Annotated in this window: 21 protein-coding genes and 3 tRNA genes; 5 read left to right on the top strand and 19 right to left on the bottom strand. The window is 72.8% G+C overall.

Going from position 1 to position 26451, the window contains the following annotated elements:
- Positions 1–66: 66 nt before the first annotated feature.
- A complete protein-coding gene (locus EDD39_RS12970) occupies positions 67–1137 on the top strand; it encodes an NAD(P)/FAD-dependent oxidoreductase (RefSeq protein WP_123555736.1) in 1071 nt (356 codons plus the stop codon).
- 68 nt (positions 1138–1205) lie between these two features.
- On the opposite strand, the gene lepA is transcribed toward EDD39_RS12970, so the two are convergent.
- Positions 1206–3074 (bottom strand): translation elongation factor 4, encoded by a 1869-nt coding sequence (gene lepA, locus EDD39_RS12965; protein WP_123555734.1) that lies wholly within the window; start codon positions 3072–3074, stop codon positions 1206–1208.
- Positions 3075–3178: 104 nt separating this feature from the next.
- Here lepA and EDD39_RS12960 point away from each other — a divergent pair, with 104 nt between their 5' ends.
- Together EDD39_RS12960 and rpsT are read left to right on the top strand one after the other, a co-directional pair.
- The gene (locus tag EDD39_RS12960; RefSeq protein ID WP_123555732.1) at positions 3179–3484 is read left to right on the top strand and encodes an antibiotic biosynthesis monooxygenase family protein; all 306 of its coding nucleotides are present in this window, start codon (positions 3179–3181) and stop codon (positions 3482–3484) included.
- A gap of 247 nt (positions 3485–3731) precedes the next feature.
- A complete protein-coding gene (rpsT, locus tag EDD39_RS12955; protein ID WP_030458212.1) occupies positions 3732–3995 on the top strand; it encodes a 30S ribosomal protein S20 in 264 nt (87 codons plus the stop codon).
- Positions 3996–4530: 535 nt separating this feature from the next.
- Here rpsT and holA read toward each other — a convergent pair.
- Entirely contained in the window at positions 4531–5526 is a 996-nt protein-coding gene (gene holA / locus EDD39_RS12950; protein WP_123555730.1) for a DNA polymerase III subunit delta, read from the bottom strand.
- Between the two features lie 178 nt (positions 5527–5704).
- Between holA and EDD39_RS12945 the strand changes: the two genes are divergently transcribed.
- The gene (locus EDD39_RS12945) at positions 5705–5968 is read left to right on the top strand and encodes a hypothetical protein (protein WP_123555728.1); all 264 of its coding nucleotides are present in this window, start codon (positions 5705–5707) and stop codon (positions 5966–5968) included.
- Positions 5969–6090: 122 nt separating this feature from the next.
- Here the strand turns inward: EDD39_RS12945 and EDD39_RS12940 are convergent, their stop codons facing one another.
- The 15 genes from EDD39_RS12940 to EDD39_RS12875 form a co-directional block, all read right to left on the bottom strand.
- Positions 6091–8841 carry a ComEC/Rec2 family competence protein gene (locus EDD39_RS12940; protein ID WP_123555726.1) on the bottom strand — a complete coding sequence of 917 codons (2751 nt, stop codon included), beginning with the start codon at positions 8839–8841 and terminating at the stop codon, positions 6091–6093.
- A 449-nt stretch (positions 8842–9290) separates the two neighbouring features.
- A complete protein-coding gene (locus EDD39_RS40320) occupies positions 9291–10541 on the bottom strand; it encodes a ComEA family DNA-binding protein (protein ID WP_208765492.1) in 1251 nt (416 codons plus the stop codon).
- A 112-nt stretch (positions 10542–10653) separates the two neighbouring features.
- Positions 10654–11619 carry a DegV family protein gene (locus EDD39_RS12930; protein ID WP_123555724.1) on the bottom strand — a complete coding sequence of 322 codons (966 nt, stop codon included), beginning with the start codon at positions 11617–11619 and terminating at the stop codon, positions 10654–10656.
- Positions 11620–11737: 118 nt separating this feature from the next.
- Complete coding sequence (locus EDD39_RS12925) at positions 11738–12520, bottom strand: hypothetical protein (RefSeq protein ID WP_123555722.1); 783 nt, start codon at positions 12518–12520, stop codon at positions 11738–11740.
- Positions 12521–12881: 361 nt separating this feature from the next.
- The gene (gene leuS, locus EDD39_RS12920) at positions 12882–15755 is read right to left on the bottom strand and encodes a leucine--tRNA ligase (protein WP_123555720.1); all 2874 of its coding nucleotides are present in this window, start codon (positions 15753–15755) and stop codon (positions 12882–12884) included.
- Positions 15756–16037: 282 nt separating this feature from the next.
- Positions 16038–17330: a tetratricopeptide repeat protein gene (locus EDD39_RS12915; RefSeq protein WP_123555718.1), complete on the bottom strand. Its 1293-nt coding sequence runs from the start codon at positions 17328–17330 to the stop codon at positions 16038–16040.
- A 92-nt stretch (positions 17331–17422) separates the two neighbouring features.
- Positions 17423–17495: transfer RNA gene (locus tag EDD39_RS12910), tRNA-Ala, on the bottom strand.
- 251 nt (positions 17496–17746) lie between these two features.
- Positions 17747–17819, bottom strand: a tRNA-Ala gene (locus tag EDD39_RS12905).
- Positions 17820–17857: 38 nt separating this feature from the next.
- Positions 17858–17930, bottom strand: a tRNA-Ala gene (locus EDD39_RS12900).
- A 108-nt stretch (positions 17931–18038) separates the two neighbouring features.
- Positions 18039–18686, bottom strand: coding sequence for a histidine phosphatase family protein (locus tag EDD39_RS12895; RefSeq protein ID WP_123560392.1), 648 nt, complete (start codon positions 18684–18686; stop codon positions 18039–18041).
- The gene (gene rsfS / locus EDD39_RS12890; protein ID WP_030458222.1) at positions 18683–19120 is read right to left on the bottom strand and encodes a ribosome silencing factor; all 438 of its coding nucleotides are present in this window, start codon (positions 19118–19120) and stop codon (positions 18683–18685) included. The genes EDD39_RS12895 and rsfS overlap by 4 nt, the downstream gene beginning before the upstream one ends.
- Positions 19121–19308: 188 nt before the next feature.
- Positions 19309–21564: a LytR C-terminal domain-containing protein gene (locus EDD39_RS12885; protein ID WP_123555716.1), complete on the bottom strand. Its 2256-nt coding sequence runs from the start codon at positions 21562–21564 to the stop codon at positions 19309–19311.
- 19 nt (positions 21565–21583) lie between these two features.
- Complete coding sequence (gene nadD, locus EDD39_RS12880; protein ID WP_030458224.1) at positions 21584–22261, bottom strand: nicotinate-nucleotide adenylyltransferase; 678 nt, start codon at positions 22259–22261, stop codon at positions 21584–21586.
- A 124-nt stretch (positions 22262–22385) separates the two neighbouring features.
- On the bottom strand, positions 22386–22535 hold the full coding sequence (locus EDD39_RS39510) for a hypothetical protein (RefSeq protein ID WP_162870004.1): 150 nt from the start codon (positions 22533–22535) through the stop codon (positions 22386–22388).
- A gap of 310 nt (positions 22536–22845) precedes the next feature.
- Positions 22846–23076, bottom strand: coding sequence for a hypothetical protein (locus EDD39_RS12875; protein ID WP_123555714.1), 231 nt, complete (start codon positions 23074–23076; stop codon positions 22846–22848).
- A gap of 237 nt (positions 23077–23313) precedes the next feature.
- On the opposite strand from EDD39_RS12875, the gene EDD39_RS12870 reads away from it, so the two are divergent.
- The gene (locus EDD39_RS12870; RefSeq protein ID WP_123555712.1) at positions 23314–24393 is read left to right on the top strand and encodes a M48 family metallopeptidase; all 1080 of its coding nucleotides are present in this window, start codon (positions 23314–23316) and stop codon (positions 24391–24393) included.
- A 145-nt stretch (positions 24394–24538) separates the two neighbouring features.
- Here EDD39_RS12870 and EDD39_RS12865 read toward each other — a convergent pair whose 3' ends face one another.
- Together EDD39_RS12865 and EDD39_RS12860 are read right to left on the bottom strand one after the other, a co-directional pair.
- Positions 24539–25591: an SCO2583 family membrane protein gene (locus EDD39_RS12865; protein ID WP_123555710.1), complete on the bottom strand. Its 1053-nt coding sequence runs from the start codon at positions 25589–25591 to the stop codon at positions 24539–24541.
- A 204-nt stretch (positions 25592–25795) separates the two neighbouring features.
- Positions 25796–26434, bottom strand: coding sequence for an SCO2584 family spore wall biosynthesis protein (locus EDD39_RS12860; RefSeq protein WP_123818418.1), 639 nt, complete (start codon positions 26432–26434; stop codon positions 25796–25798).
- Between the last annotated feature and the right edge of the window lie 17 nt (positions 26435–26451).

The raw sequence follows: 26451 nt of genomic DNA, 5'->3' as shown, positions 1-26451 counted from the left end.
CACCCGTCCGGGCTGCCCCGTCCCCCTTCCAGAACCGCCACCGGCGGGGTCACGGAGGAGGACGAGATGACCGGCAAGCACATCGTGGTGATCGGCGCGGGCTACGCGGGGCTGTCCGCCGCCGCCGGGATCGGCCGCGGGCCGGACCGGGTCACCCTGGTCGCCCCCGAACAGCGCTTCGCCCACCGCGTCCGGCAGCACGAGATCGCCGCGGGCCGGACGGTGGCCCGCCCCGAGATCGCCCGCGTGCTGCGCGGCCGCCGGGTCGCCCACCGGGCCACCCGGGCCGTCGGGATCGACCTGGACGCCCGCGAGGTGCGCACCGAGGACGGCGGGCGGCTGGCCTACGACACCCTGGTGTACGCGCTCGGCAGCCGCACCGCCTGGGGCGGCGTCCCGGGGGCCGCCGAGCACGCGTACTCGGCGGAGCGCGCCGAGGAGTTGCGCCGCCGCCTCGCCGGAGCCCCCGCGCCCGGCACCGTCGCGGTGGTCGGCGGCGGCCCGACCGGCATCGAGCTGGCCACCGAGCTGGCCGAGGCGTACCCGGCCTGGCAGGTCCGGCTGGTCGCCGCCGGCCGGGTCGGCGGCTGGCTGTCGGCACGCGGCCGGGCGCACGTCCTGGCGGTGCTCGGCCGCCTCGGGGTGCGGGTCGACGAGGAGCACCGGGTCACCGCCGTCACCGCGGACGGGCTGACCTGCCCGGACGGGGACGTCCCGGCGCAGGTGGTGGTGTGGGCCGCCTCGCTGGAGCCGCACCCGCTGGCCGCCGAGTCCGGCCTGGCCGTCAACGCCCGCGGCCGTGCCCTGGTGGACGACCACCTGCGCTCGCTCTCGCACCCCGACGTGTACGTGATCGGCGACGCCGCCGCCGTCGACCTGCCCGGCACCGGCGAACTCCGGATGGCCTGCGCCACCGCCATGCCGCAGGGCCGCTACCTGGCGAAGCTGCTCACCGGCCGCACCGGCAAGCCGTTCTCGTTCCGCTACGTCACCCAGTGCCTGAGCCTGGGGCGCGGCGAGGCACTGGTGCAGCTGATCCACGGCGACGACTCGATGCGGCCCCGGGTGCTGACCGGCCCGGCCGGCCGCCTGGTCAAGGCGGGCATCGTCAAGGGCCTGCCGCTGTCGCTGCGCTGAAACGCCGGTGGGCCGGTTCCCCCTCCCGGGAGGGGGAACCGGCCCACCGCCGTCGTACTGCCCCGGAGCTACTTCTTCTCCTTCGGGGCCTCCGCGTCCGTCGACAGCGCGGCGATGAAGGCCTCCTGCGGGACCTCCACCCGGCCGACCATCTTCATCCGCTTCTTGCCTTCCTTCTGCTTCTCCAGCAGCTTGCGCTTGCGCGAGATGTCACCGCCGTAGCACTTGGCGAGGACGTCCTTGCGGATCGCCCGGACCGTCTCGCGGGCGATCACCCGGGAGCCGATCGCGGCCTGGATCGGCACCTCGAACTGCTGGCGCGGGATGAGCTTCTGCAGCTTCCCGGCCATCATCACGCCGTAGTTGTACGCCTTGTCCTTGTGCACGATCGCGGAGAACGCGTCCACCGCGTCGCCGTGCAGCAGGATGTCGACCTTGACCAGGTCGGCGGTCTGCTCGCCGATCGGCTCGTAGTCGAAGGAGCCGTAGCCGCGGGTCTTGGACTTCAACTGGTCGAAGAAGTCGAAGACGATCTCGGCCAGCGGCAGCGTGTAGCGCAGCTCGACCCGGTCCTCCGAGAGGTAGTCCATGCCCTGCAGGTTGCCGCGGCGGGCCTGGCACAGCTCCATGATCGCGCCGACGAACTCGTTGGGGGCGAGGATGGTGCCGCGCACCACCGGCTCGTACACCTCGGCGATCTTGCCGGTGGGGAACTCGCTCGGGTTGGTGACGGTGTGCTCGCTGCCGTCCTCCATGACCACCCGGTAGATCACGTTCGGGGCGGTGGAGATCAGGTCGAGGTTGAACTCGCGCTCCAGGCGCTCCCGGATGATCTCCAGGTGCAGCAGGCCGAGGTAGCCGCAGCGGTAGCCGAAGCCGAGCGCGACCGAGGTCTCCGGCTCGTAGACCAGTGCCGCGTCGTTCAGCCGCAGCTTGTCCAGCGCGTCGCGCAGCAGCGGGTAGTCCGAGCCGTCCAGCGGGTAGAGACCGGAGAACACCATCGGGCGCGGGTCCTTGTAGCCGCCCAGGGGCTCGGTCGCACCCTTGTGCATCGAGGTGATGGTGTCACCGACCTTGGACTGCCGGACGTCCTTCACACCGGTGATGATGTAGCCGACCTCGCCCACGCCGAGGCCGTCGGCGACCTTCGGCTCCGGCGAGATGACGCCGATCTCCAGCAGCTCGTGGGTCGCGCCGGTGGACATCATGGCGATCCGCTCGCGCTTGGTGAGCTGGCCGTCCACCACTCGCACGTAGGTGACCACGCCGCGGTAGGCGTCGTACACCGAGTCGAAGATCATCGCGCGGGCCGGGGCGTCCTTGACGCCGACCGGGGCCGGGATCCGCTCGACCACGTGGTCGAGCAGGTCCTCGACGCCGAGGCCGGTCTTCGCGGAGACCTTCAGCACGTCCTCCGGGTCGCAGCCGATGATGTGCGCGATCTCGGCGGCGTACTTCTCCGGCTGGGCGGCCGGCAGGTCGATCTTGTTGAGCACCGGGATGATCGTGAGGTCGTTCTCCAGCGCCAGGTACAGGTTGGCGAGGGTCTGCGCCTCGATGCCCTGGGCGGCGTCGACCACCAGGATGGTGCCCTCGCAGGCCGCGAGGGAACGGGACACCTCGTACGTGAAGTCCACGTGGCCGGGGGTGTCGATCATGTTGAGGATGTGCGTCGTGCCCGCGCTCTCACCGGACCGGGGCGCCCAGGGGAGACGGACGGCCTGGGACTTGATGGTGATGCCGCGCTCGCGCTCGATGTCCATCCGGTCGAGGTACTGGGCGCGCATCTGCCGGGGGTCCACCACGCCGGTGATCTGCAGCATCCGGTCGGCGAGCGTCGACTTGCCGTGGTCGATGTGGGCGATGATGCAGAAGTTGCGGATCACCGCCGGGTCAGTACGGCTGGGCTCTGGCACGTTGCTGGGAGTCGCGGGCACCTTGGTCCGATTTCTGGTCCGATCAATAATGGTTCCGCCCATCCTCCCATGCCGAACGACCCCCGGGCCTTCCCGCCCGAGCGGGTGTGCGGGACGATCGCCGCATGATCTTGGAAAGCGCCCTGCTCGACGTCCGTCCCGGCCAGGAGCAGGACTTCCTCGCCGCCTTCGCCGAGGCCCGCCCGCTGATCGCCGCCCAGCGCGGCTTCCGCTCCCTCGAACTGCGCCGCTGCCTGGACGAGGGGCGCACCTCGCGCTTCCTGCTGCAGGTCGGCTGGGACGCCCTGGAGGACCACACCGAGGGCTTCCGCCGCTCCCCCGAGTACGCGCGCTGGCGCGAACTGCTGCACCGCTTCTACGACCCGTTCCCGGCCGTCGAGCACTACGGCGAGCCGCTGCTCACCGCCTGACGGCCCGTCGGCCGCCGGGCCGGCGACCGGGCTCGCCCCCCGGGCCCGCGGCAGGACTTGTCCCGGGACCGAGGCCGGGCTTGTCCCGGCCCCGGGGCAGGGCCCGGCGGTCCGGTTTGGGCGGGCCGGGACGCCCCTGGTAGCGTGGGCCGCTGCACTCCGCCCTCGGCATGCCCTCTCAGCTGCCCGAGCGGCAACCGGGGTGCGACCCGTCGTAGCAACGATTCACACAGACTGAGGCTCTTTCGTGGCGAACATCAAGTCCCAGATCAAGCGCAACAAGACCAACGAGAAGGCGCGCCTGCGCAACAAGGCCGTCAAGTCCTCGCTGAAGACCGCCCTGCGCAAGGCCCGCGAGGCCGCTGCCGCCGGTGAGTCCGAGAAGGCCACCGAGCTGGCCCGCGCCGCCTCCAAGGCCCTCGACAAGGCCGTGAGCAAGGGCGTCATCCACAAGAACCAGGCCGCCAACAAGAAGTCCGCGATCACCAAGCGCGTCAACGCCGCTGCCTGATCCGGCTTCCCCGGTACGGCCCGCCGTACCCCGGTGCCACCCCGCACCACCCCGGTCGACACGGACCTGCGGCCCTCTACCCGCCCCGCCGACCATCCGCTCCCGGCACCCCGGCCCTCTACCCGGAGTCCCGACAAGCCGCACGACCCGTACCGCACGCGGCCTGCGTTCGCCACGCGGGTGCGGTACACCCAGCTTCACAGTGCGAGCGCCCGTCCACGGGCCCGCACCCTTCCACTGCCCGCCCGGGCCTCCCGGGCGGGCAGTCGGCGTTCCAGCCCCCTCCTCCTCCGGCTCCCTCCTCCGGTTCCCGCTCCGAAGCCGGGTGAACGGGCGGCGGGCGTCAGCCCGGTACGGGCGCGGGCCCGGCCCGCCCGACGCACGAGAAGACCGCCCGCCCCCTCCCGAAACGGGCCCCCTTCCGGAACGGGAGGACCGCCCGCCTCCGCCCTCCGAGCAGATCCAGCGGCGCAGCTCCAGCGGCAGAGCCCCCGGGTGAGGCCCTGCTGCTCGCCCTGGCGCTAGTTGCTGGGTGCTAGTAGGGGCGGGACCCCGCCCGGGAGGCCCGGGCGACCGCGACGACGGCGCGTTCCAGCGCGTACGCGGGGTCGTCGGACCCGCCCTTCACCTCGGCGTCGGCCTGGGCGACCGCGGTCAGCGCGGCGGCCACGCCGTCGCCCGTCCAGCCGCGCATCTGCTGGCGCACCCGGTCGACCTTCCACGGCGGCATGCCCAGTTCGCGCGCCAGGTCGCCGGGCCGCAGGTTGCGGCCCGCGGAGGCGAGCCGGCCGATGCTGCGGACGCCGGAGGCGAGGGCGTAGGTGATGCCGGTCGGCGGCTGACCGACCGCCAGGGCCCAGCGCAGCCGCTCCAGGGCTTCGGCGGCCCGACCGGTCACCGCGAGGTCGGCCACCTCGAAGCCGGTCGCCTCGGCACGGCCGCTGTAGTACTTGGCAACCGCCGTCTCGTCGATCGGGCCCTCGATGTCGGCGGTCAACTGGCTGCACGCGGCCGACAGTTCCCGCAGGTCGCTGCCCAGGGAGTCCAGCAGCGCCTGGCAGGCCTCGGGGCTGGCCGCACGGCCCAGGGTGCGGAACTCGTTGCGGATGAAGGCCAGTTTCTCGCTCGCCTTGGTGAGCTTCGCGCAGGCGACCTCCCGGGCGCCCGACTTCTTCGCCGCGTCCAGCAGGCCCTTGCCCTTGGCACCGCCCGCGTGCACCAGCACCATGATCACTTCTTCGGCGGGCGACTCCAGGTAGGCCTTGACCTCCTTGACCGAGTCGGCCGAGAGGTCCTGCGCGGCCCTGACCACGATGACCTTCCGCTCCGCGAAGAGCGAGGGCGTGGTGAGCTCCGCCAACTGCCCCGGCTGCAACCCGCCCGGCGCGAGGTCCCGGACGTCCGTCTCCGGGTCCGCTGCCCGTGCCGCCGCCACCACCTCGGCCACCGCGCGGTCCAGCAGCAGCTCTTCCTGGCCGACCGCAACGGTCAGCGGGGCGAGCAGGTCGTCGGGTGCACTCTTCCTGGCCATCGCCTACCAGGATCGCATGCCGCGCCGACAGCCCCTCGCGCCACGCCCCCGTCCCGCACCTCGCCGGTCACCTCTCCTCCTTTCCGTCCCGCACCCTTTCCCTCAGCCCTTCGCGCACCGCCCACCGGGGAAGCCGGGGCGGTGCCGGGCGGGGTGCGGGGCCGAGGACAATGACGACGTGATCGAGAACAATGACCGTCAGTTGCTCGTCCTCCCCGACCGCGATGCGGCGGAGGAGATCGCTGAGGAGTTGAGCGCGCGCTGGCCCGAACTGGGCGACGTCGAGGTGGTCCGGGACTCCCTCGCCGGGGAGGACGACGCCGAGGACGCCCAGTGGCTGGTGGTGGTCGAGGCCCCCGAAGAGGACGGCTGGACCCCCCAACTGCTGACCGCACTCGACCGGCTCGTCACCGAACAGGACGGGTGGCGGGAGCAGGGCTGACCCTCCCCCGCCCCGCCCCGCCCAGCGAGCCTTCCCCCTCACTGCCGGCCCCGCCCGAACGAGGTTCCGGACCCGATCGGGCGGGCGTTTGCGTTCCCAGCCGCTTTCCGGCTGCGCACCGGTCAACCCCGGCTCTGGTGCAGGTGGGTCGCCACGGCCAGGGACCGCGTGTCGCCCAGCACCGCGATGTCCCCGGAACGGTCGGTCCTGACCACCGTCGCACCGAGCGCCTTCAGCCCCGCCACGGTCTGGGACGCCGGATGCCCGTACGAGTTGCCGGCGCCGCAGGAGATCAGCGCCAGCCGCGGACGGAGCGCGGCCATCAACGACCAGTCCTGGTTGGCCGATCCGTGGTGCGCCACCTTGAGGACGTCCACCCTCCCCACCCCCGGCGGCCCTGGACCGCTCCGCACCACACCCCGATCGGCACCCCCACCCGCCCTCGCAGACCCCACACCCCCACCGCCCTTCCCATCCCTGGAAGTTGACATCTCATCGCCGGATCCACGAACCGCCGACGAGGACGAGGGCGGTAGCCCGAGTGCCAGCACGGCGGCCTGGGCCGGGGGCTCCAGGTCTCCGAGCAGGGCGACGCGCAACGGGTCTGCTGGCGGGCCGAGTTCGGCGAGGACCGCGATGCTGGAGTTGTTCGGCCCCTCGGCCTCGGCGGGCAGCGGCGAAGTGGGCCACAGGACCTCCCAGGTGAGTTCGGCCCCGGCGGTGCGGCGTTCGCCCCGCTGCGCGTGCACCACCGGAATGCCGGCGGCAGCCGCCCAGCGGAACACCCGGGAGCGTTCGCCGTTCGACTCCTCCGAGGTGGTCACCTCGATCGCCCCGACCGACCGGCCGCGCAGCACGCCGGGGATGCCTTCCGCGTGGTCGGCGTGGAAGTGGGTGAGCAGCAGCAGCGGGACTCTGGTGACACCGAGCCCCCGCAGGCAGGCGTCGGCCGCCTTGGGATCGGGCCCGGCGTCCACCACCACGGCGGTGCCCGGCCCGACGGGCAGAACCGTCATGTCGCCCTGCCCGATGTCGCACATCGCCAACCGCCAGCCCGACGCGGGCCATCCGGTTGCCAGTCGGACGACGGAGGCCGGACGCAGCAGCACCACTGGCAGCAGCAGCGCGACCGCGAGCGCCACCAGCACCCTCGTCCGCCGGTGCCGGAACTGGCGGCCGGCCAGCAGCGGCGGCACCGCCCAGGCCAGCGAGACGATGACCACGATCAGCAGGATCGCGCCGAACGAACCGGCAGGCCAGGCGAGTTCGGCTCCCGGAAGTTCTGCCCCGCGCCGTGCGACCGCGGCCAGCCATCCGACTGGCAGCGCCGCGAGGTCCGCCAGGAACTCTGCGGCGCCCTTCGAGAGGGGTGCGACCACGAGGGCCCCGAACCCGAGCAGGGTGGCCGGGGCGACCGCGATCTCGGCCAGCAGGTTGCACGGCACCCCGACCAGGCTGATCCGGGGCGCGAGCAGCACGGTGACCGGCGAGCAGAACGCCTGCGCTGCGGCGGTGGCGCCGACCGCCGACGCCAGGTGGTGCGGCCAGTGGCGTGCCCGAAGTGCCGCCGTCCATCTCGGGCCGAGCAGCAGCAGCCCGGCGGTGGCCAACGTGGAGAGCAGGAAACCGTACGAGCGGGCCAGGTACGGGTCGAGCAGGATCAGGATCAGTACCGCTCCGGCCAGTGCGGGGACGCCTCTTCGCGGTCGGCCGGTGGCGAGTGCCAGCAGGCCGATCAACCCGGTGGCGGCGGCTCTGAGCACGCTCGGGTCGGGTCGGCAGACGGTGACGAACGCCAGCGTCAGCACGGTCCCCAGCAGCGCCGTGGTGCGGAACGAGAGGCCCAGCAGTCCGGCCAGACCGCCGCGGCCGGGGGTGTCGGGCTCACTGGAGGTACCGCCGACCAGGACGGCCAGGACGATCGCCAGGTTGGCGCCGCTCACCGCGACCAGGTGGCCGAGGTCGGTGGCTCGGAACGCGTCCGACAGGTCTTCGGGCAGCCGGGACACGTCGCCCACCACCAGTCCGGGGAGCAGCCCTCGGGTGTCCGGCGGCAGGTGGTCGCAGGCGTCCCGGAGCCCTTTGCGGAGGTGGGCCGCGAGCCGCTGCGGAAGGTTCGGCGGGGTGACGACGCGCGGCTGCCCCTGCGGGGCGAGCAGCGCCGCGCTGTCGATCCGGGACCGCCCTCCCGGCGCACCGGCCGCCGGTGGCCGCTCCGGCAGTACTTCTGCCCGCAGTTCCAACTCGGTGGAGGGGATCGACTGCTGCCATGGATAGTCCTCCTGGGAGCGGATCAGCAGGGTGACGGGTGTACGGGTGGCCACGGGCGTCGGCGGGGAGCCGTTGCCGGGGTAGGGGGAGGCACGGACTCGGGTGACGAGGGCGGGCACGGTGAGGGTCGGTCTGGACAGGGAACTGCCCTGGGTGTGCGAGCCGTGCTGTTTCGGGTCGCCCGTGACGATCAGCTCGACGGTGATCTCAGGGTTGGCGGGCTTCTCCTCCTTCGGTTGCACCGAACCGCTCCGTCCGTCGCCATCGGCCCGTTGTCCGGCCGCGACGGGCAGCGCGGCCGGGTGGGCCAGTGCGGGTAACGGACCACGGTGCAGGTCCGCGGTGTGCAGGACGGTGGTGGTGGCTGCCGTGGCGGCGGTCAGGAGGACTGCGGCGGTCAGGCGGTGGATCGAACGGCGGGGGCCTTTCGTAGTGAGCAGGACGAGGGAGGCAACTGCGGCTGCCAGAGCGGCCATGAGCAGCGAGGGGTGTCGCCCCGGGTCCAGGGCGAGAGCGGCGGAAGTCACTGCCCATGCGGTGCAGGCCGGGAGGAACAGTCGGTAGTCGGTGCGCTGGTGGGCGGCGGCAGGTGCGGCCGGCATCGAAGCTCCTCCCCTCGGCACTGCGGTAGTCGGCAACGGTTGGCGGGATGGTTCGCGAGGTGATGGCGACGTCTCTCCTGGTGCAATCTCCTTCACAAGAGCGGTGGTTGACGCCTGTCGGCGGACGGAGACGGTGCCGTCGGCCGCTGGGCGGCGAAGTGGTGTGCGACGGCCTCGCCCGCAGGGGGGCGGGCATGGACAGAGCGCGGGCGGGACGGGACGGGCCGCCCCACCTGCAGGGGGAGCAGAAGGCTGGCGTTACCTGGCGAATTGAGAACGGGGGCAGACCGGGCAGGGACGGCGATCCGGTTCTCACGCCTCGGCCGGGAGGCGCCGGGTTCCCCGGCCTGGCGGGCGGGCGGTTCGGTTCGGTGCAATGACGCGGCGGGTGTGCTGGGGCCTCCTTCGCGTGCTCGGGGCGGCGGCCTGGGCTTGGCGGAAGCAGCTGGTCAGAGGGTCAGGAGCGATTTGAGGTCTTCGTACTTCCGCGGGCCGATGCCGGGAACGTGGCGGAGCTGGTCGAGGGATTGGAAGGGGCCGTGGGCGAGGCGGTACTGGAGGATGCGCTGGGCCAGCGCGGGCCCCACGCCGGGGAGTGAGTCGAGCTGGTCCGCGTTGGCCCGGTTGAGGCTCACAGGACCTGCGGGGCCGGCGGTCGCCGCAACGCCGGGAGGGGGCTCGGCCCCTACGAGGATCTGCTCCCCGTCGGTCAGCGGCCGGGCGAGGTTGAGGAAGCTGGTGTCGGTGTCGGGGAGCGGTCCGCCGGCGGCGGCCAGGGCATCGGCGACCCGCGAACCCGCGGGGAGGGTTCGTAGGCCGGGGTGCTGGACTTTCCCGCCGATGTCGATGACCAGGGACGGTCCGGTCGGTTGGAGTGCTGGGGCTCCCTCCGCGGTTCGGTCGGAGACGGATTCGGCGATGGCGATGGCCGGGACGGCAACGGGGTGCGGTCGGCCGAGCCAGAAGTGCTGGACGGCGTAACCGGTGGCGAGAACGAGCAGGACGGTCAGACCGAGCACGGCCCGGCGGTCCAGGGCGAACGCGGCAGGGAGGCGGAACCGCAAGGGCAGTTTCGGCGGGGCCGGATGAGACACGGTGGCGGAGTTCGGGGTCGGTGGGGGTTCGGATGACGAAGGGACCGGGCCCGGTCGTGGGCCGGGCCCGCTGCCGCCGGGGAGGTCGGGCGCGGCCGGCTGCTCCGGCGAGGCGGCATCGTCCGGGGCGGCATGGTTCGAGGCCGACGCGCCGCCGGGCGGATCTCGTTCCGGCGGCGAACCAAGTCGACTGCCCCTCCTGGTCGGTGCGGTGTCGACGGCAAGGCCAAGGTCGACGGGTTCACGGGTGACGGCTGGTGCCGTCCGCCCGGGGTGCACGGGCGCGCCGTACAGCTCGAGGAGGCGCGGCGCCGACAGTGCCGGCGGCGGGTCGGGGTTCGACGGCACTGGCGCGTTCGCCCGTGCTGCGCCGGGTGGTTCAACAGCCCGGTCGGCGCCGTCCTCGCGCTCCGGCAGCCCGGCCGAAACGGTCTCCAGATCGTGCGCCGGTCCCGGCAGCCCGCCGTCCGCGTCGTCTGGAGGAAAGGCGAGTGCGAGAAGGCCGGGATCGGTGGACAGGTCCGCCGGGAGGATCCGGTCGAGGCGGGCTCGGGCGGTTGCGGTGGTCAGGCGACGGCGGGCTTGGGGTGTGGTGATGGTCCTCATGGCGAGGACAGTAGAACGGTGCTGACAGACCGTCGGAGAATTCGCCCACCCCTGTGGATAACTCCGGCCTGTGGATAACTCTTGTCACTCGAACGAGTGATTCAGGCCGGGTTCAGTGCGGCGACGCAACGACCGGGGACACCACGACGGCCAGCAGGCCGGGGCCGACGTGCGCGCCGATGACAGCACCGACCTCGCTGACGTAGAGCTCCCTCAGCCCGGGCACCCGCTCCCGCAGCCGTTCTGCCAGTGGCTCGGCCCGGTGCGCGGCGGCCAGGTGGTGAACGGTGATGTCCACCGGCTGTTGCGCCGCCCACTCGACCGCGATCTCCTCCAGCCGGGCGATCGCCCGGGAGGCCGTACGAACCTTCTCCAACGGCTCGATCCGCCCGCCGGAGAGGTGCAGCAGCGGTTTGACCGCCAGCGCGGAGCCGACCAGCGCCTGGGCGGTGCCGATCCGGCCCCCGCGCCGCAGGTGTTCCAAGGTGTCGACGTAGAAGAAACCGGCGGTACCGGCGGCCCGGGCCTCGGCGGAGGCGACCACCTGGTCGAGGTCCGCCACAGCAGTACCGGCGCCCACAGCCCCGTCACCGCCGCCGCCGTCCCCGCCCCCGCCCCCGTCCCCGTCCCCGTCCCCGGGCACCGAACCTGCGCGGGCCGCTTCCAGGGCCGCGACCGACTCGGCAGCGGCCAGCACGCAGCCGCCCAGGGCCATCCCGACGAGCCGGCTGTCGACCACTCGGACCGGGATCGGTGCTGCGGCAGCCGCCAGCTGGGCGGCTTCCACGGTGCCGGAGAGTTCGGCTGACAGGTGGATCGAGACGACGCCGCGCGCACCGGCTTCGGCGGCCGCCCGGTAGGCGGCCGCGAAGGTCTCGGGGCTGGGGCGGGACGTCGTCACCCGCTGCTTGGAGCGCAGGGCTTCGGCAACGTCCTTCGGGGAGATCTCGACACCTTCGGCGAAGACCTCGTCACCCACCGCGACGCTGAGCGGGACCACCTGGATTCGGTGACGGTCCACCGCCTGCTGGGGCAGATACGCGGTGGAATCCGTGACAAGTGCGAGGTGGCCGGGCATGTGCCGGAGGTTACCCGCCGCAAGGCCGCGAGGACAGCACTCGATATTCGGTGGTTTTCCCCCAAAGGCGGAGGGTAACTTCTCCGAGCACGGACAGCGACCATCCCGTGACGCGGGGTCAGGGGCGGTTGGGTCCTGCCGGGTTCGGCTTGCGGAGGCGGTCGGCGAGGCGGGAGAGCGGCTCGGCTGCCAGTCCGAGCAGTTCCTCGGCGCTGGTCGGGCGGCCGGCGCCCAGTCCCTTGCGGCGGTCGGCGGGCTCCTCCGCAGAAGCGGAGGCCGTGCCCGGGGAGCCCGTTGCGTGGGCGGCGGCCGAAGCGGATTCGGGGCCGTCGGCAGCGCCGGGGTCGGCCGGGGTCCAGTGCCGCAGGGCGCCGGCCTCGTCCTGGCACTCCTTGCCGAGGCGGGCGAGTTCGTCGTCGGCGAAGCGGCGCATCCGGTCCTGGGCGGCCCAGCGCAGGGAGTCCGCGGAGTGGGTGATCCGTTCGGTGCGCTCACGCAGTTCGGGGAGTTTGGCGGTGACCCGGCTGCTCATCGGCTCCCGCTCCAGCATGCGGAGTTCGGCGTCGAGCTCCGCGGCGTGCGAGTCGAGGCGGGCGAGGAGCTGGAGCGCGTCGCCGAGCTGGCCGTCCTGCGGCAGGCCGGATTCCAGGACCTGACGGGTGGAGTCCAGCCCGGTGCGCAGGGACAGCCGGAGCGCGGCGATCCGGCCCTGCTCACCCGGCCTGGTGAGGCTCTTCGCCTTCAGGGCCGCGTTCTCCACCGCCCGCTGGGCGTTGGTGCTGTGCCGGTCGACCTTGGCCGCCACCGCCTTCGCCGCCTTCACCGTTCCGACCACGGCCATCACCAGCAGCGTCACCCCGAACAGCGCGACCAGCGCCACCACCACACCGAGCGCTTCCATCGGGAGCCCACCTTCCGCCCGTGACCGACCCTGGACCGCCCGGTGCGGTCCGCTTGTCCGCCGGACTTCCACCGTAGCCCGGAGCGGCGTCCGACAGGAGGCCGTGGACGTTTCTCCGGCCCGAGATCAGGGACAGCTCAGGGATGTCCCCCAAGCGATCTCCCTGACTCCCCGGACGGTGCGCGCCCGCCGGTCCCCGGTCCGCGCCCGCCCACCGTGCCCACCCACGAAGAACGGAGCCGCCTTGTTCGCATTCCTCCGGCTGCCCGCCCGCCCGTACGCACGGACGACGAAGGGCCGGCCACCCCGTCACGGGGGCGACCGGCCCGGACCGGCTGACAGCACGCCAGCCCGGTTCCCGTCAGGCAGTGACGATGTTCACCAGCTTCGGCGCGCGGGCGATGACCTTGCGCACCTCCGCACCGCCGACGGCCGCGACCACGGCCGGGTCGGCCAGGGCCATCGCCTCCAGTTCGGCGTCCGAGATCGACGGCGGGACCTCCAGGCGGGCCTTGACCTTGCCCTTGATCTGCACGACGCAGGTCACGGTCTCGTCGACCACGTACGCCGGGTCCGCGACCGGGTAGTCCGCGAAGGCCAGCGACTCCTCGTGGCCCAGGCGGCGCCACAGCTCCTCGGCGATGTGCGGCGCCAGCGGGGCGACCAGCAGGACGATCTGCTCGGCCACCGAACGCGGCGTGGAGCCGCGCTTCACCAGGAAGTTGTTCAGCTCGATGGCCTTGGCCACCGCGGTGTTGAACCGCATGCCGGCCATGTCGCCGCGGATGCCGTCGATCGCCTTGTGCAGGGCGCGCAGCGTCGCCTCGTCCGGCTCCTCCTCGGTGACCACCAGCTCGCCGGTGACCTCCGAGACGACGTTGCGCCACAGCCGCTGCAGGAAGCGGTAGGAGCCGACCACGGCGCGGGTGTCCCAGGGGCGGGAGACGTCCAGCGGGCCCATCGCCATCTCGTACAGGCGCAGCGTGTCCGCGCCGTACTCGTCGGCGATCTCGTCGGGGGCGACCGCGTTCTTCAGCGACTTGCCCATCTTGCCCGCCTCGCGGCGGACCGGCTCGCCGTCCCAGTAGTACTGGCCGTCGCGCTCCTCGACCTCCGCCGCGGGCACCGGGAAGCCCCGGTCGTCGCGGTAGACGTCGGCGGTGATCATGCCCTGGTTAAACAGCTTGTGGAACGGCTCGACCGAGGAGACGTAGCCCAGGTCGTGCAGCACCTTGTGCCAGAAGCGGGCGTACAGCAGGTGCAGCACGGCGTGCTCGGCACCGCCGACGTACAGGTCGACGCCGCCGGCCGGCTTCTCGGCGGTCGGGCCCATCCAGTAGGACTCGTTGGCCGGGTCGACCACCGCGGAGGAGTTGACCGGGTCGACGTAGCGCAGCTCGTACCAGCACGAACCCGCCCAGTTGGGCATGGTGTTGGTCTCGCGGCGGTAGGTCTTGACGCCGTCGCCCAGGTCCAGCTCGACGTTGACCCAGTCCTCGTTGCGGGACAGCGGGGTCTTCGGCGAGGAGGCGGCGTCGTCGGGGTCGTAGGTGTGCGGCGAGTAGTCGTCCACCTCGGGAACCTCGACCGGCAGCATCGACTCGGGCAGCGCGTGCATCGCGCCGCTCTCGTCGTAGACGATCGGGAAGGGCTCGCCCCAGTACCGCTGGCGGCTGAACAGCCAGTCGCGCAGACGGTAGTTGACGGTGCCTTCGCCGATGCCCCGCTCGCTCAGCCAGGCGGTGACCCGGGCCTTGGCGTCGATCACGGACAGGCCGTTCAGCGACAGGCCGTCGCGCTCGGAGTTGACCAGCACCGAGTCGTAGGTGTCGAAGGCGCCGTCCCAGGTGTGCGGGTCCTCGCCGCGCCCGTCGGTCGGCTGCACCACGCAGCGCATCGGCAGGTTGAACGCCTGCGCGAAGGCGAAGTCGCGGCTGTCGTGCGCCGGGACGGCCATGATCGCGCCGGTGCCGTAGCCCATCAGCACGTAGTCGGCGATGAACACCGGGATCTGCTCGCCGCTGACCGGGTTGGCCGCGAAGGCGCCGGTGAACACACCGGTCTTGACCTTGGCGTCGGCCTGGCGCTCCACGTCGGACTTGGCGGCGGCCGCGGCCCGGTAGGCGGCGACGGCGGAGGCCGGGTCGGCGGCGCCGCCGGTCCACTCGTCGCGGGTGCCGGCCGGCCACTCGGCGGGGACGATCGTGTCGACCAGGGCGTGCTCGGGGGCCAGCACCATGTAGGTGGCGCCGAACAGGGTGTCGGGGCGGGTGGTGAAGACGGTGACGGTGTCGCCGCCGACCGGGAAGTCCACCCGGGCGCCTTCGGAGCGGCCGATCCAGTTGCGCTGCTGCAGCTTGATCGCCTCGGGCCAGTCCAGCAGGTCCAGGTCGCCGATCAGGCGGTCCGCGTAAGCGGTGATGCGCATCATCCACTGGCGCAGGTTCGACTTGAACACCGGGAAGTTGCCGCGCTCGGAGCGGCCGTCCGCGGTGACCTCCTCGTTGGCCAGCACGGTGCCCAGGCCGGGGCACCAGTTGACCGGCACCTCCTTGGAGTAGGCCAGCCGGTACTCGCCCAGCACCTCGTCGCGCTCGATGCCGGACAGCCCGGCCCAGTCGCGGCCGCCCGGCACCTCGCGCGCGCCGGACTCGAACTCGGCGATCAGCTCGGCGATCGGGCGGGCCTTGCCGGCGGCCTCGTCGTACCAGGAGTTGAAGATCTGCAGGAAGATCCACTGGGTCCAGCGGTAGTACTCGGGGTCGATCGTGGAGATCGAGCGGCGCGGGTCGTGGCCCAGGCCCAGCCGGCGCAGCTGGCGGCGCATGTTGGCGATGTTGTCCTCGGTGGACACCCGCGGGTGCACTCCGTGCTGCACCGCGTACTGCTCGGCGGGCAGGCCGAAGGCGTCGTAGCCCAGGGTGTGCAGGACGTTGTGGCCGTTCATCCGCTGGAAGCGGGCGTAGACGTCGGTGGCGATGTACCCCAGCGGGTGGCCGACGTGCAGGCCCGAACCCGACGGGTACGGGAACATGTCCATGATGAAGCTGTGGGGCTTCGTGGCGACGGGCGAGCCGTCGGCCAGCGGGCCGGTCGGGTTGGGGGCGTTGAACGTCCCCTCCTTCTCCCACAGGTCCTGCCAGCGGGACTCGATCTCGGCGGCCAGCGCGGCGCCGTAGCGGAAAGGCTCGGTGGCGGCTTCGGCCGCGCCGGAAGCGGGGGTCGTCTCGCTCATGGTCCTTCAGGCTCCATCGTCATCAGTCAGCGAACAGGCCGTAGAAAGCAGAAAACCCCTCCGCAGGAGGGGACGCCACGCCGACTCCGGCCTTCAAGCCGGTCCTGGTCAGCGCGGCCGGCTAAGAAGCAGGCGCACGGTTCGCATGGGCTCAGGGTACCGCACCCCCTCAACCCCCTTTCGCCCCGCTGCGTCAATCCCCCGCCCGCGTCCGGCCTGCCGGGCGGCCCTCGTGGGCCCCGTTCCCCGCAGCCACGGCCCGGTGCCCCGCGCGGCCTGCCGCTACGCCTCCGCGCGCATCGCGGTGTCGAAGTCCCGCAGGGCCCGGGCCACCCGCGCCGACTGCATGCCCGCCGCGAGCAGCCGGGCCCGGTCGGCGGTCCGCTCCGCCTCCGTGCGCTCGCCGGTGCGGCGGTAGGAGTCGGCGAGGCGCACCATCAGCAGCGCCTTGACCCGGGCCCGTTCCATCGAGAGCGAGTCGATCGCGGTCAGCAGCAGGCTGCGCGCCTGCTCGTGCTCGCCGAGCAGCAGGTACCCCTCGCCGATCATCCCCTCCAGGTCGGCCCGTTCCTGGGCGTGTTCCGGCACGTCCTCCAGCACCCGGAACGCCCGCTCGGCGACCGCCTCCGCGCTGATCTGCTCCCCCTTGCGGCCGTGCGCCCGGGCGATCCGCCCCAACTGCAGGGCCCGCTCGCACGGGGTCAGCACGTCGTCGGCGGCCCGCAGCGCGGTGGAGAGCATCGCCACCGGATCCAGTCCCCGCCCCCCGGAGTTGTACGTCGCCTGGACGGCGAGGCAGCCGACCACGCCGACGCCGAGCCGCGGGTCGCCGGAGACGTGCGCGGCCCGCAGCGCGGCGACGAAGGCCCGCTGCGCGGCGGCGTCGTTGCCCATGTCGTAGTTGGCCCAACCCACCAGCCGGGCCAGTCGGCTGGCCGCCCCGTACAGCTTGCGGCCGAGCGGCTCGTCGTAGCTGCCGAGCTCCAACAGCTTTCCCACCATGGCGAGTTCGGCCTTGGCGAGGTCGAGGATCAGGCCGCCGCCGTAGGTCCGCTCCAGCCGCTGCTTGGATTCGTAGGACAGCTGCAGGTCGGCCAGTTGCTCCGGGGCGATCCGCAGTGCGCCCTCCCCGCCGGTGACCTGCGGCGGCGGGGAGGCCCAGTGCCGGGCCGCCTGCTCCAGTTCGTCGCCGCGGAACAGGTCGGTCAGGCGGACCGGGGCGCCGTCGGCGCCCGCCTCGCGGAGCGCGGTCTGCGCGGTGTCGGCCGTCCACGGGTCGGTCAGCAGCCGGGGCGAGAGCATCTTGGCGCCCCGGTGGGAGCCCATCTGCCCCCAGAGCTGCTCGTAGGTGACCGCGATGCCGACGCTGCGGCCCAGCACCTCGCAGACGGTCTGGTCGTGCGGCGAGCGCGGCACCATGCCCCGGTCCCGCCACTTGTACGGGGCGGTGGAGCTGATCGCCATGCCGGCCGGGAGCACCGCGTTCACCTCACGGGCCAGCCGCTCCGGGCTCCAACCGAGCTGGTGGAGTATCCGGGCGAGCTCGTCGTTCCGTTTTCGCACCAGGTCGGCCATGGCACGACCGTAGCGGCCCCGCGCTCCGCCCGGCAGGGAAGTCCCGTGAACGGCCGAAGGCCGCCCCTTACGGGACGGCCTTCGAACTACTGTGGAGCTAAGGAGAATCGAACTCCTGACCTATTGCATGCCATGCAATCGCTCTACCAACTGAGCTATAGCCCCATGCTTTTGCTGCTGTCACCTGCGGTTTCCCTCGGCGACATCGCCAACTGTACACGGTCGGCGCCCCCGGCCCTAATCCGTTCCGACGCCCCGACAGCGGCCCCGACCTGCCCCGCACCCGCCACCCACCCCGGCCCCGGCGCGCCCGCGAACCCCGAGCCGACGCCCGCCCTCGACCGCCACTTCCGCACTCGCCCCGGAAACACCGAAGGCCGCCACCCTGATCGGGCAGCGGCCTCGCGGAACTGCTGTGGAGCTAAGGAGAATCGAACTCCTGACCTATTGCATGCCATGCAATCGCTCTACCAACTGAGCTATAGCCCCGCGACACTGACGACCACTCACGGACCACCGGTGCGGAGTGGAGCTAAGGAGAATCGAACTCCTGACCTATTGCATGCCATGCAATCGCTCTACCAACTGAGCTATAGCCCCGCAGTTCCGCGACTCCCGCCCCCGGTTTCCCGTCTGCGTTCCTCGCTGCGAACGAGGAAGACTCTAGCCGGTCGGAGCCGGAACTGTGAAATCCGAGCCGGTCGGGCCTCAGGTCTCGTCGCCGATGACCGGCTGCGGCAGGGTGCCGGCGTTGTGCTCCAGCAGCCGCCAGCCGCGCGAGTCCTCGCCGAGCACCGACCAGCAGCAGTTGGAGAGGCCGCCGAAGCGCTCCCACATCTGCGGATCCAGGCCCAGCATCCGGCCGATCATGGTGCGGATGGTGCCGCCGTGGCTGACCACCACCAGGGTGCCGCCCTCCGGCAGTTTGTCCACCGCGTCCAGCACCACCGGGACGGCCCGGTCGGCCACCTCGGTGGCCAGCTCGCCGCCGCCGCGGCGCACCTGCTCGCCGTTCGCCCACGCCTCGTACTGCTCCGGGTACCGGGCCCGGATCTCGGCGTTGGTGAGCCCCTGCCACTCCCCCGCGTAGGTCTCCCGCAGGCCCTCGTGGTGGTGCACCTCGAGGCCGGTGAGGTCGGCGAGCTCGGCGGCGGTGCGCCGGGCCCGCTGCAGGTCGGAGGAGATCAGCAGGTCGGGCCGGAGCCCGGCGAGCAGCCGGGCCGCCCGCTGGGCCTGGAAGATCCCCTGGTCGGTGAGCTCGATGTCCGTACTGCCCTGGAACCTCGATTCGAGGTTCCAGGAGGTCTGGCCGTGCCGCCAGAAGACGATGCGCGGCCAGGCCCCGGACCGGCTCAGAGGTCGCCCCCGGAGACGGCGTTGCCCGCGGCGTCGGTGACGGCGTTCTCCGGCCGGTTGCGGGTGGCCAGCGCGTCCTCGGGGAGCGGCAGCTCGGGGCAGTCCTTCCACAGGCGGTCGAGCGAGTAGAAGGAGCGCTCCTCGGAGTGCTGGACGTGCACCACGATGTCCAGGTAGTCGAGCAGGATCCAGCGGCCCTCGCGCTCGCCCTCCCGGCGCACCGGCTTCACGTCGAGCTTCTCGCGCAGCTGGTCCTCGATCTCCTCGGCAATCGCCCGCACCTGGCGGTCGTTGGCGGCGGAGGCGATCAGGAAGGCGTCGGTGATCGACAGCACCTCGCTGACGTCGAAGGCGATGATGTCGTGCGCCAGTTTGTCGGCCGCCGCCTGCGCGGCGACGGTGATCAGTTCCTGGCTTCGGTCGGTGACGGTCACGATGCTCTTCCGGATCGGCTGTGGGGATACCCTCCCAGGATCTCACGAACGCGACGGAGCCCCCGAGCGTTTTCCGCCCGGGGGCTCCGACCGCGCCTCAGCGGCGCCTTTCCGGCACCTCTCCGACCGATCCGCCCCACCGCCGAACCGGGGCCGCCCGACCGCCGGGCCGACCCGGCCACCGCCGGTTACTGCGTCTTCTGCGCCGGCGGCTGGTAGTCCTTGCCGATCACCAGCACCAGGTCCGCGTTCTGCGCCTCGGTGACCTTCTTCACCGCGCTGTCCGGCAGGCCCATGCTGGTGGCCAGGGTGAGGGCCGCAGGCTGCTTGGCGTCGTCGGTGTAGCGGATCTCGGAGCTCGCCTGGTCCGGTGCCTTGGCGCTGGAGGGCAGCGGGTCCATGCCCGAGTTGATCACCGCGACCTGCGCGGCGGCGGCCGAGGTCCCGTTTCCGGAGGCGTTCACGATGGTGACCCGGGTGGAGCCGCCGGTGCCCTTGGCGCTGCCGATGGTGCCGCCGAGGATCTCCTTCACCTGCTTGCCCGCCGTGGTGTCGTCCAGGGTGCCGTCGGCCTTGGTGGTGAGCACCGAGGTCGACAGGTGTCCGGCCTTCGCCTGCTTGGCCAGGTTGACCAGCACACCGGCCAGCGCGTTCTCGGGGAGCGACGGGTCGGCGACCATGTTCATCCGGCGCACGTCGTCGGTGGCCTCCGGCATGGTGGTCGGCATGGTGCTGATCACCGCGGCCATCACCTGCCCGAACCGGGCGAGTTGGGCGTCCGGCTTCTCGCCGGGGGCCTGCAGGGTCGCGTAGGCGACGGCGGCGTGCCCGTTCAGCAGGACGCCCTTGCCCGCCGGGGCGAGCACCTTGCCGTCCGCCTTGTTGTCCTCGCGCACCTCGGCGTTGGTGTCCACCCTGACGCCGCCGAGCTGGGAGACCAGCAGCAACAGGTAGGGGGTGTCCAGCCGCCAGGTGCCGGCCACCTTGGCACCGAGCACCGAGGAGAGGCCGTCGCGGGTCGCGGAGGCACCGAGCTCGGACGGGGCCTTGCCGATCGTCGTGGTGGCGGAGTCGCCGTTGCTGGGCAGCTGTAGGGTGTCCGGCAGCAGCAGCACGGTCGCCTTCCGGCCGCCCTCGTCGTCCACCAGCAGCGCGGTGGTGACCTTGCCCTGCGGATCGTGCAGGTGCACCACGTTGACGTACCGGCCGCCGGCCGCCGCGGCCGCGTCGTCACCGCCGCCGAGCTTCCCGGTCCACCACAGGTAGCCCACGCCGCCGGACGCCAGCACCGCCACCACCACCAGCAGCGAGACCAGCCGGTTGCGCAGCCGCCGCCGGCGCTCGGCCCGCACCTCGCTGCGCGACTCGGCGAACTTCAGCCAGTCGATCGCGTCCTCGGACTCCTCCGTCTGCTCGTCGACGAAGCTGAACTCGCCCGTGGTGTACGAGTCCCCGTTCTTGCCCTTCGCCCGGGCCGCCGCCGCTGCCGCAGCCCGCCCGCCGACCAGCTCGGACGGCTCCGCTCCCGGCGCGTCCGCCCCGCCCGCACCGCTCGCCCCACCCGGCGCGGACGCCGGAGCGCCAGGACGCGCCCGCGGCGGCACCACCCCGGCAGCGGCCGACGCCGCCCCCGGACTCGCCAGCGGCACCGACCGCCCGACCACCTGACCCAGCCCGGTCGCCGCCCCGGCCCCCGGCCCTGTCCCCTGCCCGGGCACCTGGCCGAGCACCTGCCCCGGAGCCTGCGTCCGGGTCTCGGCCGACTGCGGATGGAGCCCCTGCGCGGGCTGCTGCTGCTCGTGGTAGGGGTCGTAGGGCTGCTGCCCGTACGCGTCCCCGCCCGACTGCCCGCCGCCCTGCGGCCGACCGCCGAACTGCCCTTCGTAGCCGCGCTGTTCGAACCCCTGCGCCTCGTACCCGGGCTGCTCGTAACTCTGTCCCGGCTCGTAACCCTGTCCCGGCTCGTAGCCCGGTCCCTGCTCGTAGCCCTGCCCCTGCTGGTACCCGGACTGCTCGTACCCGCCCCGCCCGTACCCGGAGGACTCGTGCCCGGAGGGCTGGTAACCGGACGCCTCGTAGCCGGAGGAGTCGTACCCGCCCTGCCCGTAGCCCTGCGCCGGGTACCCGGGCGCGGCGGCCTGCTGCCCGCCGCCGCCGTAAGGATCCTGCGGGTACCCCCCGGACTGCTGGTACTGGGCGCCGTACTGGTCGTGCTGCCCGTACGCCGACTGCGGCGATGGCGACGACGACGGCTGCTGCCCGTGCCCCTCGTAGCCCTGCTGCTCGTACCCCTCGTACCCCTCGTGCCCCTGCTGCGCGTAGTACCCGGGCTGCGGCGGGGCGGTCGGCTGCGCCGGCGGCTGCTGGGGGTGGGGCTGCCGGGGCCGGGGCCGGGGCTGGGGCTGTTGGCCGAACCAGTTCTGGTCGTCGGGCGTTCCGGTCACGTCGTCCCTCCCGGGGGCATCAAGGCCGGGCCGACGCGTACAGCGCCCGCTTGTGGATGTATCGGACCACGCCGTCCGGCACCAGGTACCAGATGGGTTCGCCCTTGGCGACGCGCATCCGGCAGTCGGTGGAGGAGATGGCGAGGGCGGGCACCTCGACCAGCGAGACGCCGCCGACCGGCAGGCCGGTGTCGGAGAGAGTATGGCCCGGCCGGGTGCAGCCGATGAAGTGCGCGAGGTCGAAGAGTTCCTCGGAGGAGCGCCAGGAGATGATCTGGGCGAGGGCGTCGGCGCCGGTGATGAAGAAGAGTTCGGCGTCGGGGTGCAGGTCGCGCAGCTCGCGCAGGGTGTCGACGGTGTAGGTGGGGCCGTTGCGGTCGATGTCGATCCGGCTGACCGAGAACTGGGGGTTCTCGGCGGTGGCGATCACCGTCATCAGGTAGCGGTCCTCGGCCGGCGAGACCTGCCGGTCGGACTTCTGCCAGGGCTGCCCGGTGGGGACGAAGATCACCTCGTCCAGCTGGAAGGCGCTCGCCACCTCGCTCGCGGCGACCAGGTGCCCGTGGTGGATGGGGTCGAAGGTGCCACCCATCACACCCAGCCGTCGCCTGCGCGGACCACCGCTCGGTGCCGGGGTGCCCGGCGCGGAGGTGCCCGGCGCCACGTTCGTCCCGGAGGTCTCGACCTGCTCTCTCATGGCGCCACACCTTACGCGACCCGGGTGTCCCGGGGGTTCCGCCCGTGGACGGACCCCGGGCGCACCGGGCTCCGCCACCCCGGGGGCCGCGGACGCGCGGCGGGCGGGGCGGCGGCGCGGCCGGTCAGCGGTCGCGGTTGAAGCGCGTGGTGATGAAGAGCAGGAGCAGCAGGATGAACAGCGCCGCGCCGCCCGTCAGCAGGGGGTTGAGGCTGTCGTGGTTACCGCCCTCCTCGGCGAGGTGGACGATGGCGGGCAGGGCAGCAGGGCTCATGATCGGCGGGACCTTCTCGGCTCGGTGTGAGGACCAGGCGGTCACGGACCGTACGGCCCGCGCGCTCATCGTACGGGGGCCCGACACGCAACCGCGCGGCGGCCCACCGCGTCTGACCACCCGTGAACCGTCGCCCGGCCGGAGGCACGTCCACCGCGCCGGGAACCCGCACCCGGGAGCCCCGCCGACCGGGACCCGACCGGCCGGCTGACAGGCCGCCAGCAACCCGGACCGGAACCGGACCGAGCCGAAACCGGACCGGACCGGACCGACGGGCCAGAACGGAGACCGGGCCCGACAGCCCAGGTCGTCAGCCCAGGTCGTCGGCCGGGCGCCCGGCCGCCGCGCCGGTCCGCTCGGTCTCCCGGACGGCCTCGCGCTCCGCGTCGCGCTTCGCGCCGTCGCGGCTGGCCCGGGCCAGCGCCCACACCATCAGGCCGACTCCGACGAAGGAGGCGATCAGGATGAACCGCAGGAACAGACCGGGGCCGTTCTCGGTGGAGATCGGTCCGGCGAGCTGGACCAGGTCGGCAGGGGACATCACGGGCTCCTTGTTCGGTACGGCAGAGCCAGGGTAGTCCCGTTTACCGCCGCCCCGGCCCGGCACCCCCGGAGTGTCCGCGGGCTCGCCGGAAGGGGCGTCCCCGCTCTCCCCGGCCGTGGGCGGACGGCGTAGCGTGACCGCGGGGACGAGTACGGACACACCGACGTTGAAGTGGAAAGCAGCGGGGGCCGGCCACAGGTGCCGGTGCCGGCGTCGATCCAGGAGAGGTACTCAATGACCGACATGACCAAGGGTTCTGCGCCGAGCCGTCGCCGCCAGCGCTTCCCGGAGATCTCCACCCGGGCCTGGGAGCACCCGGCGGACCGCTCCGGGCTGGTGGCGCTGCGCAAGCTCACGGGTTTCGACGACGTCCTGAAGAAGCTGGCCGGCCTGGTGTCGGAGCGCAGCGTGCGCCTGATGTTCCTGGCCACGGCGGTGAAGGCGTCGGAGCGTCAGTTCCCGGAGCTGTACGACATGGTGCGGGACGCCGCGTACATCCTGGACCTGGAGAAGGTCCCGGACCTGTACGTCTCCCAGGACCCGAAGGTCAACGCGTACTGCATCGGCATGGAGACGCCGGTGATCGTGGTCACCACCGGCCTGGTCGAGCTGATGGACGAGGAGGAGCTGCGGGCGGTGATCGGCCACGAGGTCGGTCACGCGATGTCCGGGCACGCCGTCTACCGGACGATGCTGCTGATCCTCACCAACCTGGCGGCCCGGATCGCCTGGATACCGCTGGGCAACCTGGCGGTCATGGCGATGATCACCGCGCTCAAGGAGTGGTTCCGCAAGGCGGAGCTGTCCAGCGACCGGGCCGGCCTGCTGGCCGGGCAGGACCTGCAGGCGTCGATGCGCTCGCTGATGAAGCTGGCCGGCGGCGCGTCCCTGGCCGAGATGAACGTGGACGCGTTCCTGGAGCAGGCCGAGGAGTACGACAAGGCGGGCGACCTGCGCGACAGCGTGCTGAAGCTGCTCCAGGTGCTGCCGCAGTCGCACCCGTTCGCGGTGGTGCGGGTGGCCAAGCTGAAGAAGTGGGCGGAGAGCGAGGAGTACCGCTCGATCATGGCCGGGGCGTACCCGCGCCGCGGCGACGACCCGGAGGCCACGGTCAGCTCGCAGTGGAAGGCCGCCGCCGAGTCGTACTCGCAGTCGGTGAAGGACAGCAAGGACCCGCTGATGGGCCTGCTGCGCGACCTGGGCAACGGCGTCGGCACGGTCGGCGGCAAGCTCCGCGACACCTTCACGGGCGCCGGCCGCGGCAACGGCAGCAGCAACGGCGCCTCCAAGGACGGCGGCGACTCCCAGGACTGACCCCCCGAGGGCCCCCTGAGGGCCCCCTGAACGACCCGCCCGAACCCCGCCGGCCACGCCCGGCCGCGACTGGCCACGACCGACCCGACCGCGACCGACCCGACCACGAGGCCGCTCCGTCCCGCCCCGCCCCGGTCCCGCGGGCTCAGCCGGTGATCGGCCCGAGCACCCCGCAGGACTGCCAGGCCGGCCGGTCGTGGTCGGCCGGGTTCACGGCCGGCGGGGTGCTCGGGCGGACGCCCGCCGTGGTGGCCAGCATCGGCTGCAGGTAGTCGCTCTGCCCGGCCGAGCAGGAGCTGGGCCCGGCCTGCACGGCGGTGTCGACCACCCGCAGCCGGCCGGCGTCCAGGTCGGCCCGGTCGATGTCGAGGCGCACCGCCCGGCGCACCGCGTAGAGGGTGACCGCCGGGTCGCTGGTGGTGCCGGCCGGGCGCAGCGCATACACCAGGGTGTGGTCGGTGGTGACCTGCAGGGTGTTGCTGTCGAGCTCGCCGATGTGGACGCTGCCGGTGACCTTGACGGTGTCGGTGGCCAGCGCGATCTGCCCGGGGTCGAAGCGGACCATCCAGCCGGTGGCGTCATGGTGCTGGTCGTCCCGGGGCGAGTTGGTGCTCTCGTCGTACTGGACGAGTTCGCCGGCCGTGATCAGGACGCGGACCTGCCCGGTGCCGTTGGCGGTCAGGGTGGTCGGAGTCAGCGCGGAGGCCACCAGGTACTGCTGGGCGGTGTCCAGGGCCCGCTGCACCTGGGAGCCGGTGAAGTGGGCGGTGGCGGTGGCGGCGGGCAGTCCGAGTCCGGCCGAGCCGTCGGCGTACCCGCCGGGCAGCCCGGCGAACGGGTCGGTGCGGTCGGCGGCCGCGGTGACCGCCCCGGCCGGGGCGAGCGGGGTGAGGCTGACGGTCAGCTGGGTGCCGCTGGGCGGGGCGACCGACCCGCGCGGGGAGCTGATCCCGAAGTAGACGGCGGCGGCGAACGCCAGCGCGACCACCAGCAGCAGGACGACGGCCTGCCGGGGCAGCGAGAGCCAGCCGCGGGTCCGGGTGGCCCGGCCGAAGGCGCCCGACAGCCGCTCCTGCGCGGAGAGTTCCTGGATCCGGGCAGCCCGGACGAACGATTCGTCGAAGACGACGGACCGGAACTCGTCATCGTTGGAACCACCCTCGGGCGTGCCCCCAGGAGGCTCGCGCGGGTCACCCATACCACCAGGGTAGACTCGCGGGCCGCCCGCGACGAGGGTGCGCGGGTAACGAGCGCGCCACGGTGCGTCACGCCCGCCCGCAGCCCTGGCACCCGACCGCGCCGCCACCGGAGGCAGGCCCCAGCCACGCGCCGGAGACGCGCCCCGGAGACGAACCGCCGGAGCCGCCGGGTCTCAGCCCGCCGGGTCTCAGCCCACCGGGTCTCAGCCCACCGGGACGGCGGCCACCGCGGACGGCGGCCCGGGCACCGCGGACGCGGCACCCCCGGCGGGGGCCCCGCTCCCCTGGCTCCCGCCGCCGTCGCTCCGGCTGCTGTTGCCGCTGCTCGGTCGGGCCGGCGACTCCTGCGCGGCCCCGCCGACGCCCCGGTACACCGCGGCGACCGACAGCGCGACCAGGCCGACGCCCATCACCAGGGCCAGCACCCAGGCCACCGGCCGGTGCCAGCGCTGCTGGGCGACCGCCCCGCCGCGCAGCGGGTCGAAGGCGCGGACCCGGGAGCGGCGGGTGCGCCGTTCCTGCCGGTCGCAGCCGGACCACGGGTCGGGGTAGAAGCGGTCCTCGTCGAGTCCACCGGGCAGCGGGCGCAGTTCGAGCGGCAGCACCTCGTTCCCCCCGGTGAACTCGGTGGACTCGGTGAACTCGTGACTCCGGGCCGCTCCGGCCTGTTCCGGTTCGAGCCGGGCCTCGGCGGCGGCGAGTTGCCGCTCCAGGGCGCTCGGCTCGTGCACGGCGGCGGAGCGGACGAAGTTCTCGTCGAAGACCACGGTGGCGAACTCGTCGTTCGCATCACCGTGGTCGGCGCCGTCGGAGTACGGCGAGCCCCCCACATCCTCAGCCACGGATTCAATGTATTACC

Origin of the sequence: Kitasatospora cineracea (genome assembly GCF_003751605.1) — a bacterium.
Lineage (GTDB): Bacteria > Actinomycetota > Actinomycetes > Streptomycetales > Streptomycetaceae > Kitasatospora > Kitasatospora cineracea.
This window is presented reverse-complemented; position numbering and strand designations above follow the sequence as displayed.

Excerpts from the sequence above, each read along its gene's own strand:
- EDD39_RS12960 (WP_123555732.1), top strand. The coding sequence starts at position 3,179 with ATGATCTTGGAAAGCGCCCTGCTCGACGTCCGTCCCGGCCAGGAGCAG.
- EDD39_RS12870 (WP_123555712.1), top strand. The coding sequence starts at position 23,314 with ATGACCGACATGACCAAGGGTTCTGCGCCGAGCCGTCGCCGCCAGCGC.
- EDD39_RS12915 (WP_123555718.1), bottom strand. The coding sequence starts at position 17,330 with ATGGCCGACCTGGTGCGAAAACGGAACGACGAGCTCGCCCGGATACTC.
- EDD39_RS12940 (WP_123555726.1), bottom strand. The coding sequence starts at position 8,841 with ATGCCGGCCGCACCTGCCGCCGCCCACCAGCGCACCGACTACCGACTG.
- holA (WP_123555730.1), bottom strand. The coding sequence starts at position 5,526 with ATGGCCAGGAAGAGTGCACCCGACGACCTGCTCGCCCCGCTGACCGTT.
- EDD39_RS40320 (WP_208765492.1), bottom strand. The coding sequence starts at position 10,541 with ATGAGGACCATCACCACACCCCAAGCCCGCCGTCGCCTGACCACCGCA.
- nadD (WP_030458224.1), bottom strand. The coding sequence starts at position 22,261 with ATGAGAGAGCAGGTCGAGACCTCCGGGACGAACGTGGCGCCGGGCACC.
- EDD39_RS12875 (WP_123555714.1), bottom strand. The coding sequence starts at position 23,076 with ATGTCCCCTGCCGACCTGGTCCAGCTCGCCGGACCGATCTCCACCGAG.
- EDD39_RS12970 (WP_123555736.1), top strand. The coding sequence starts at position 67 with ATGACCGGCAAGCACATCGTGGTGATCGGCGCGGGCTACGCGGGGCTG.
- leuS (WP_123555720.1), bottom strand. The coding sequence starts at position 15,755 with ATGAGCGAGACGACCCCCGCTTCCGGCGCGGCCGAAGCCGCCACCGAG.
- EDD39_RS12925 (WP_123555722.1), bottom strand. The coding sequence starts at position 12,520 with ATGGAAGCGCTCGGTGTGGTGGTGGCGCTGGTCGCGCTGTTCGGGGTG.
- EDD39_RS12865 (WP_123555710.1), bottom strand. The coding sequence starts at position 25,591 with ATGGGTGACCCGCGCGAGCCTCCTGGGGGCACGCCCGAGGGTGGTTCC.
- EDD39_RS12930 (WP_123555724.1), bottom strand. The coding sequence starts at position 11,619 with ATGCCCGGCCACCTCGCACTTGTCACGGATTCCACCGCGTATCTGCCC.
- EDD39_RS39510 (WP_162870004.1), bottom strand. The coding sequence starts at position 22,535 with ATGAGCCCTGCTGCCCTGCCCGCCATCGTCCACCTCGCCGAGGAGGGC.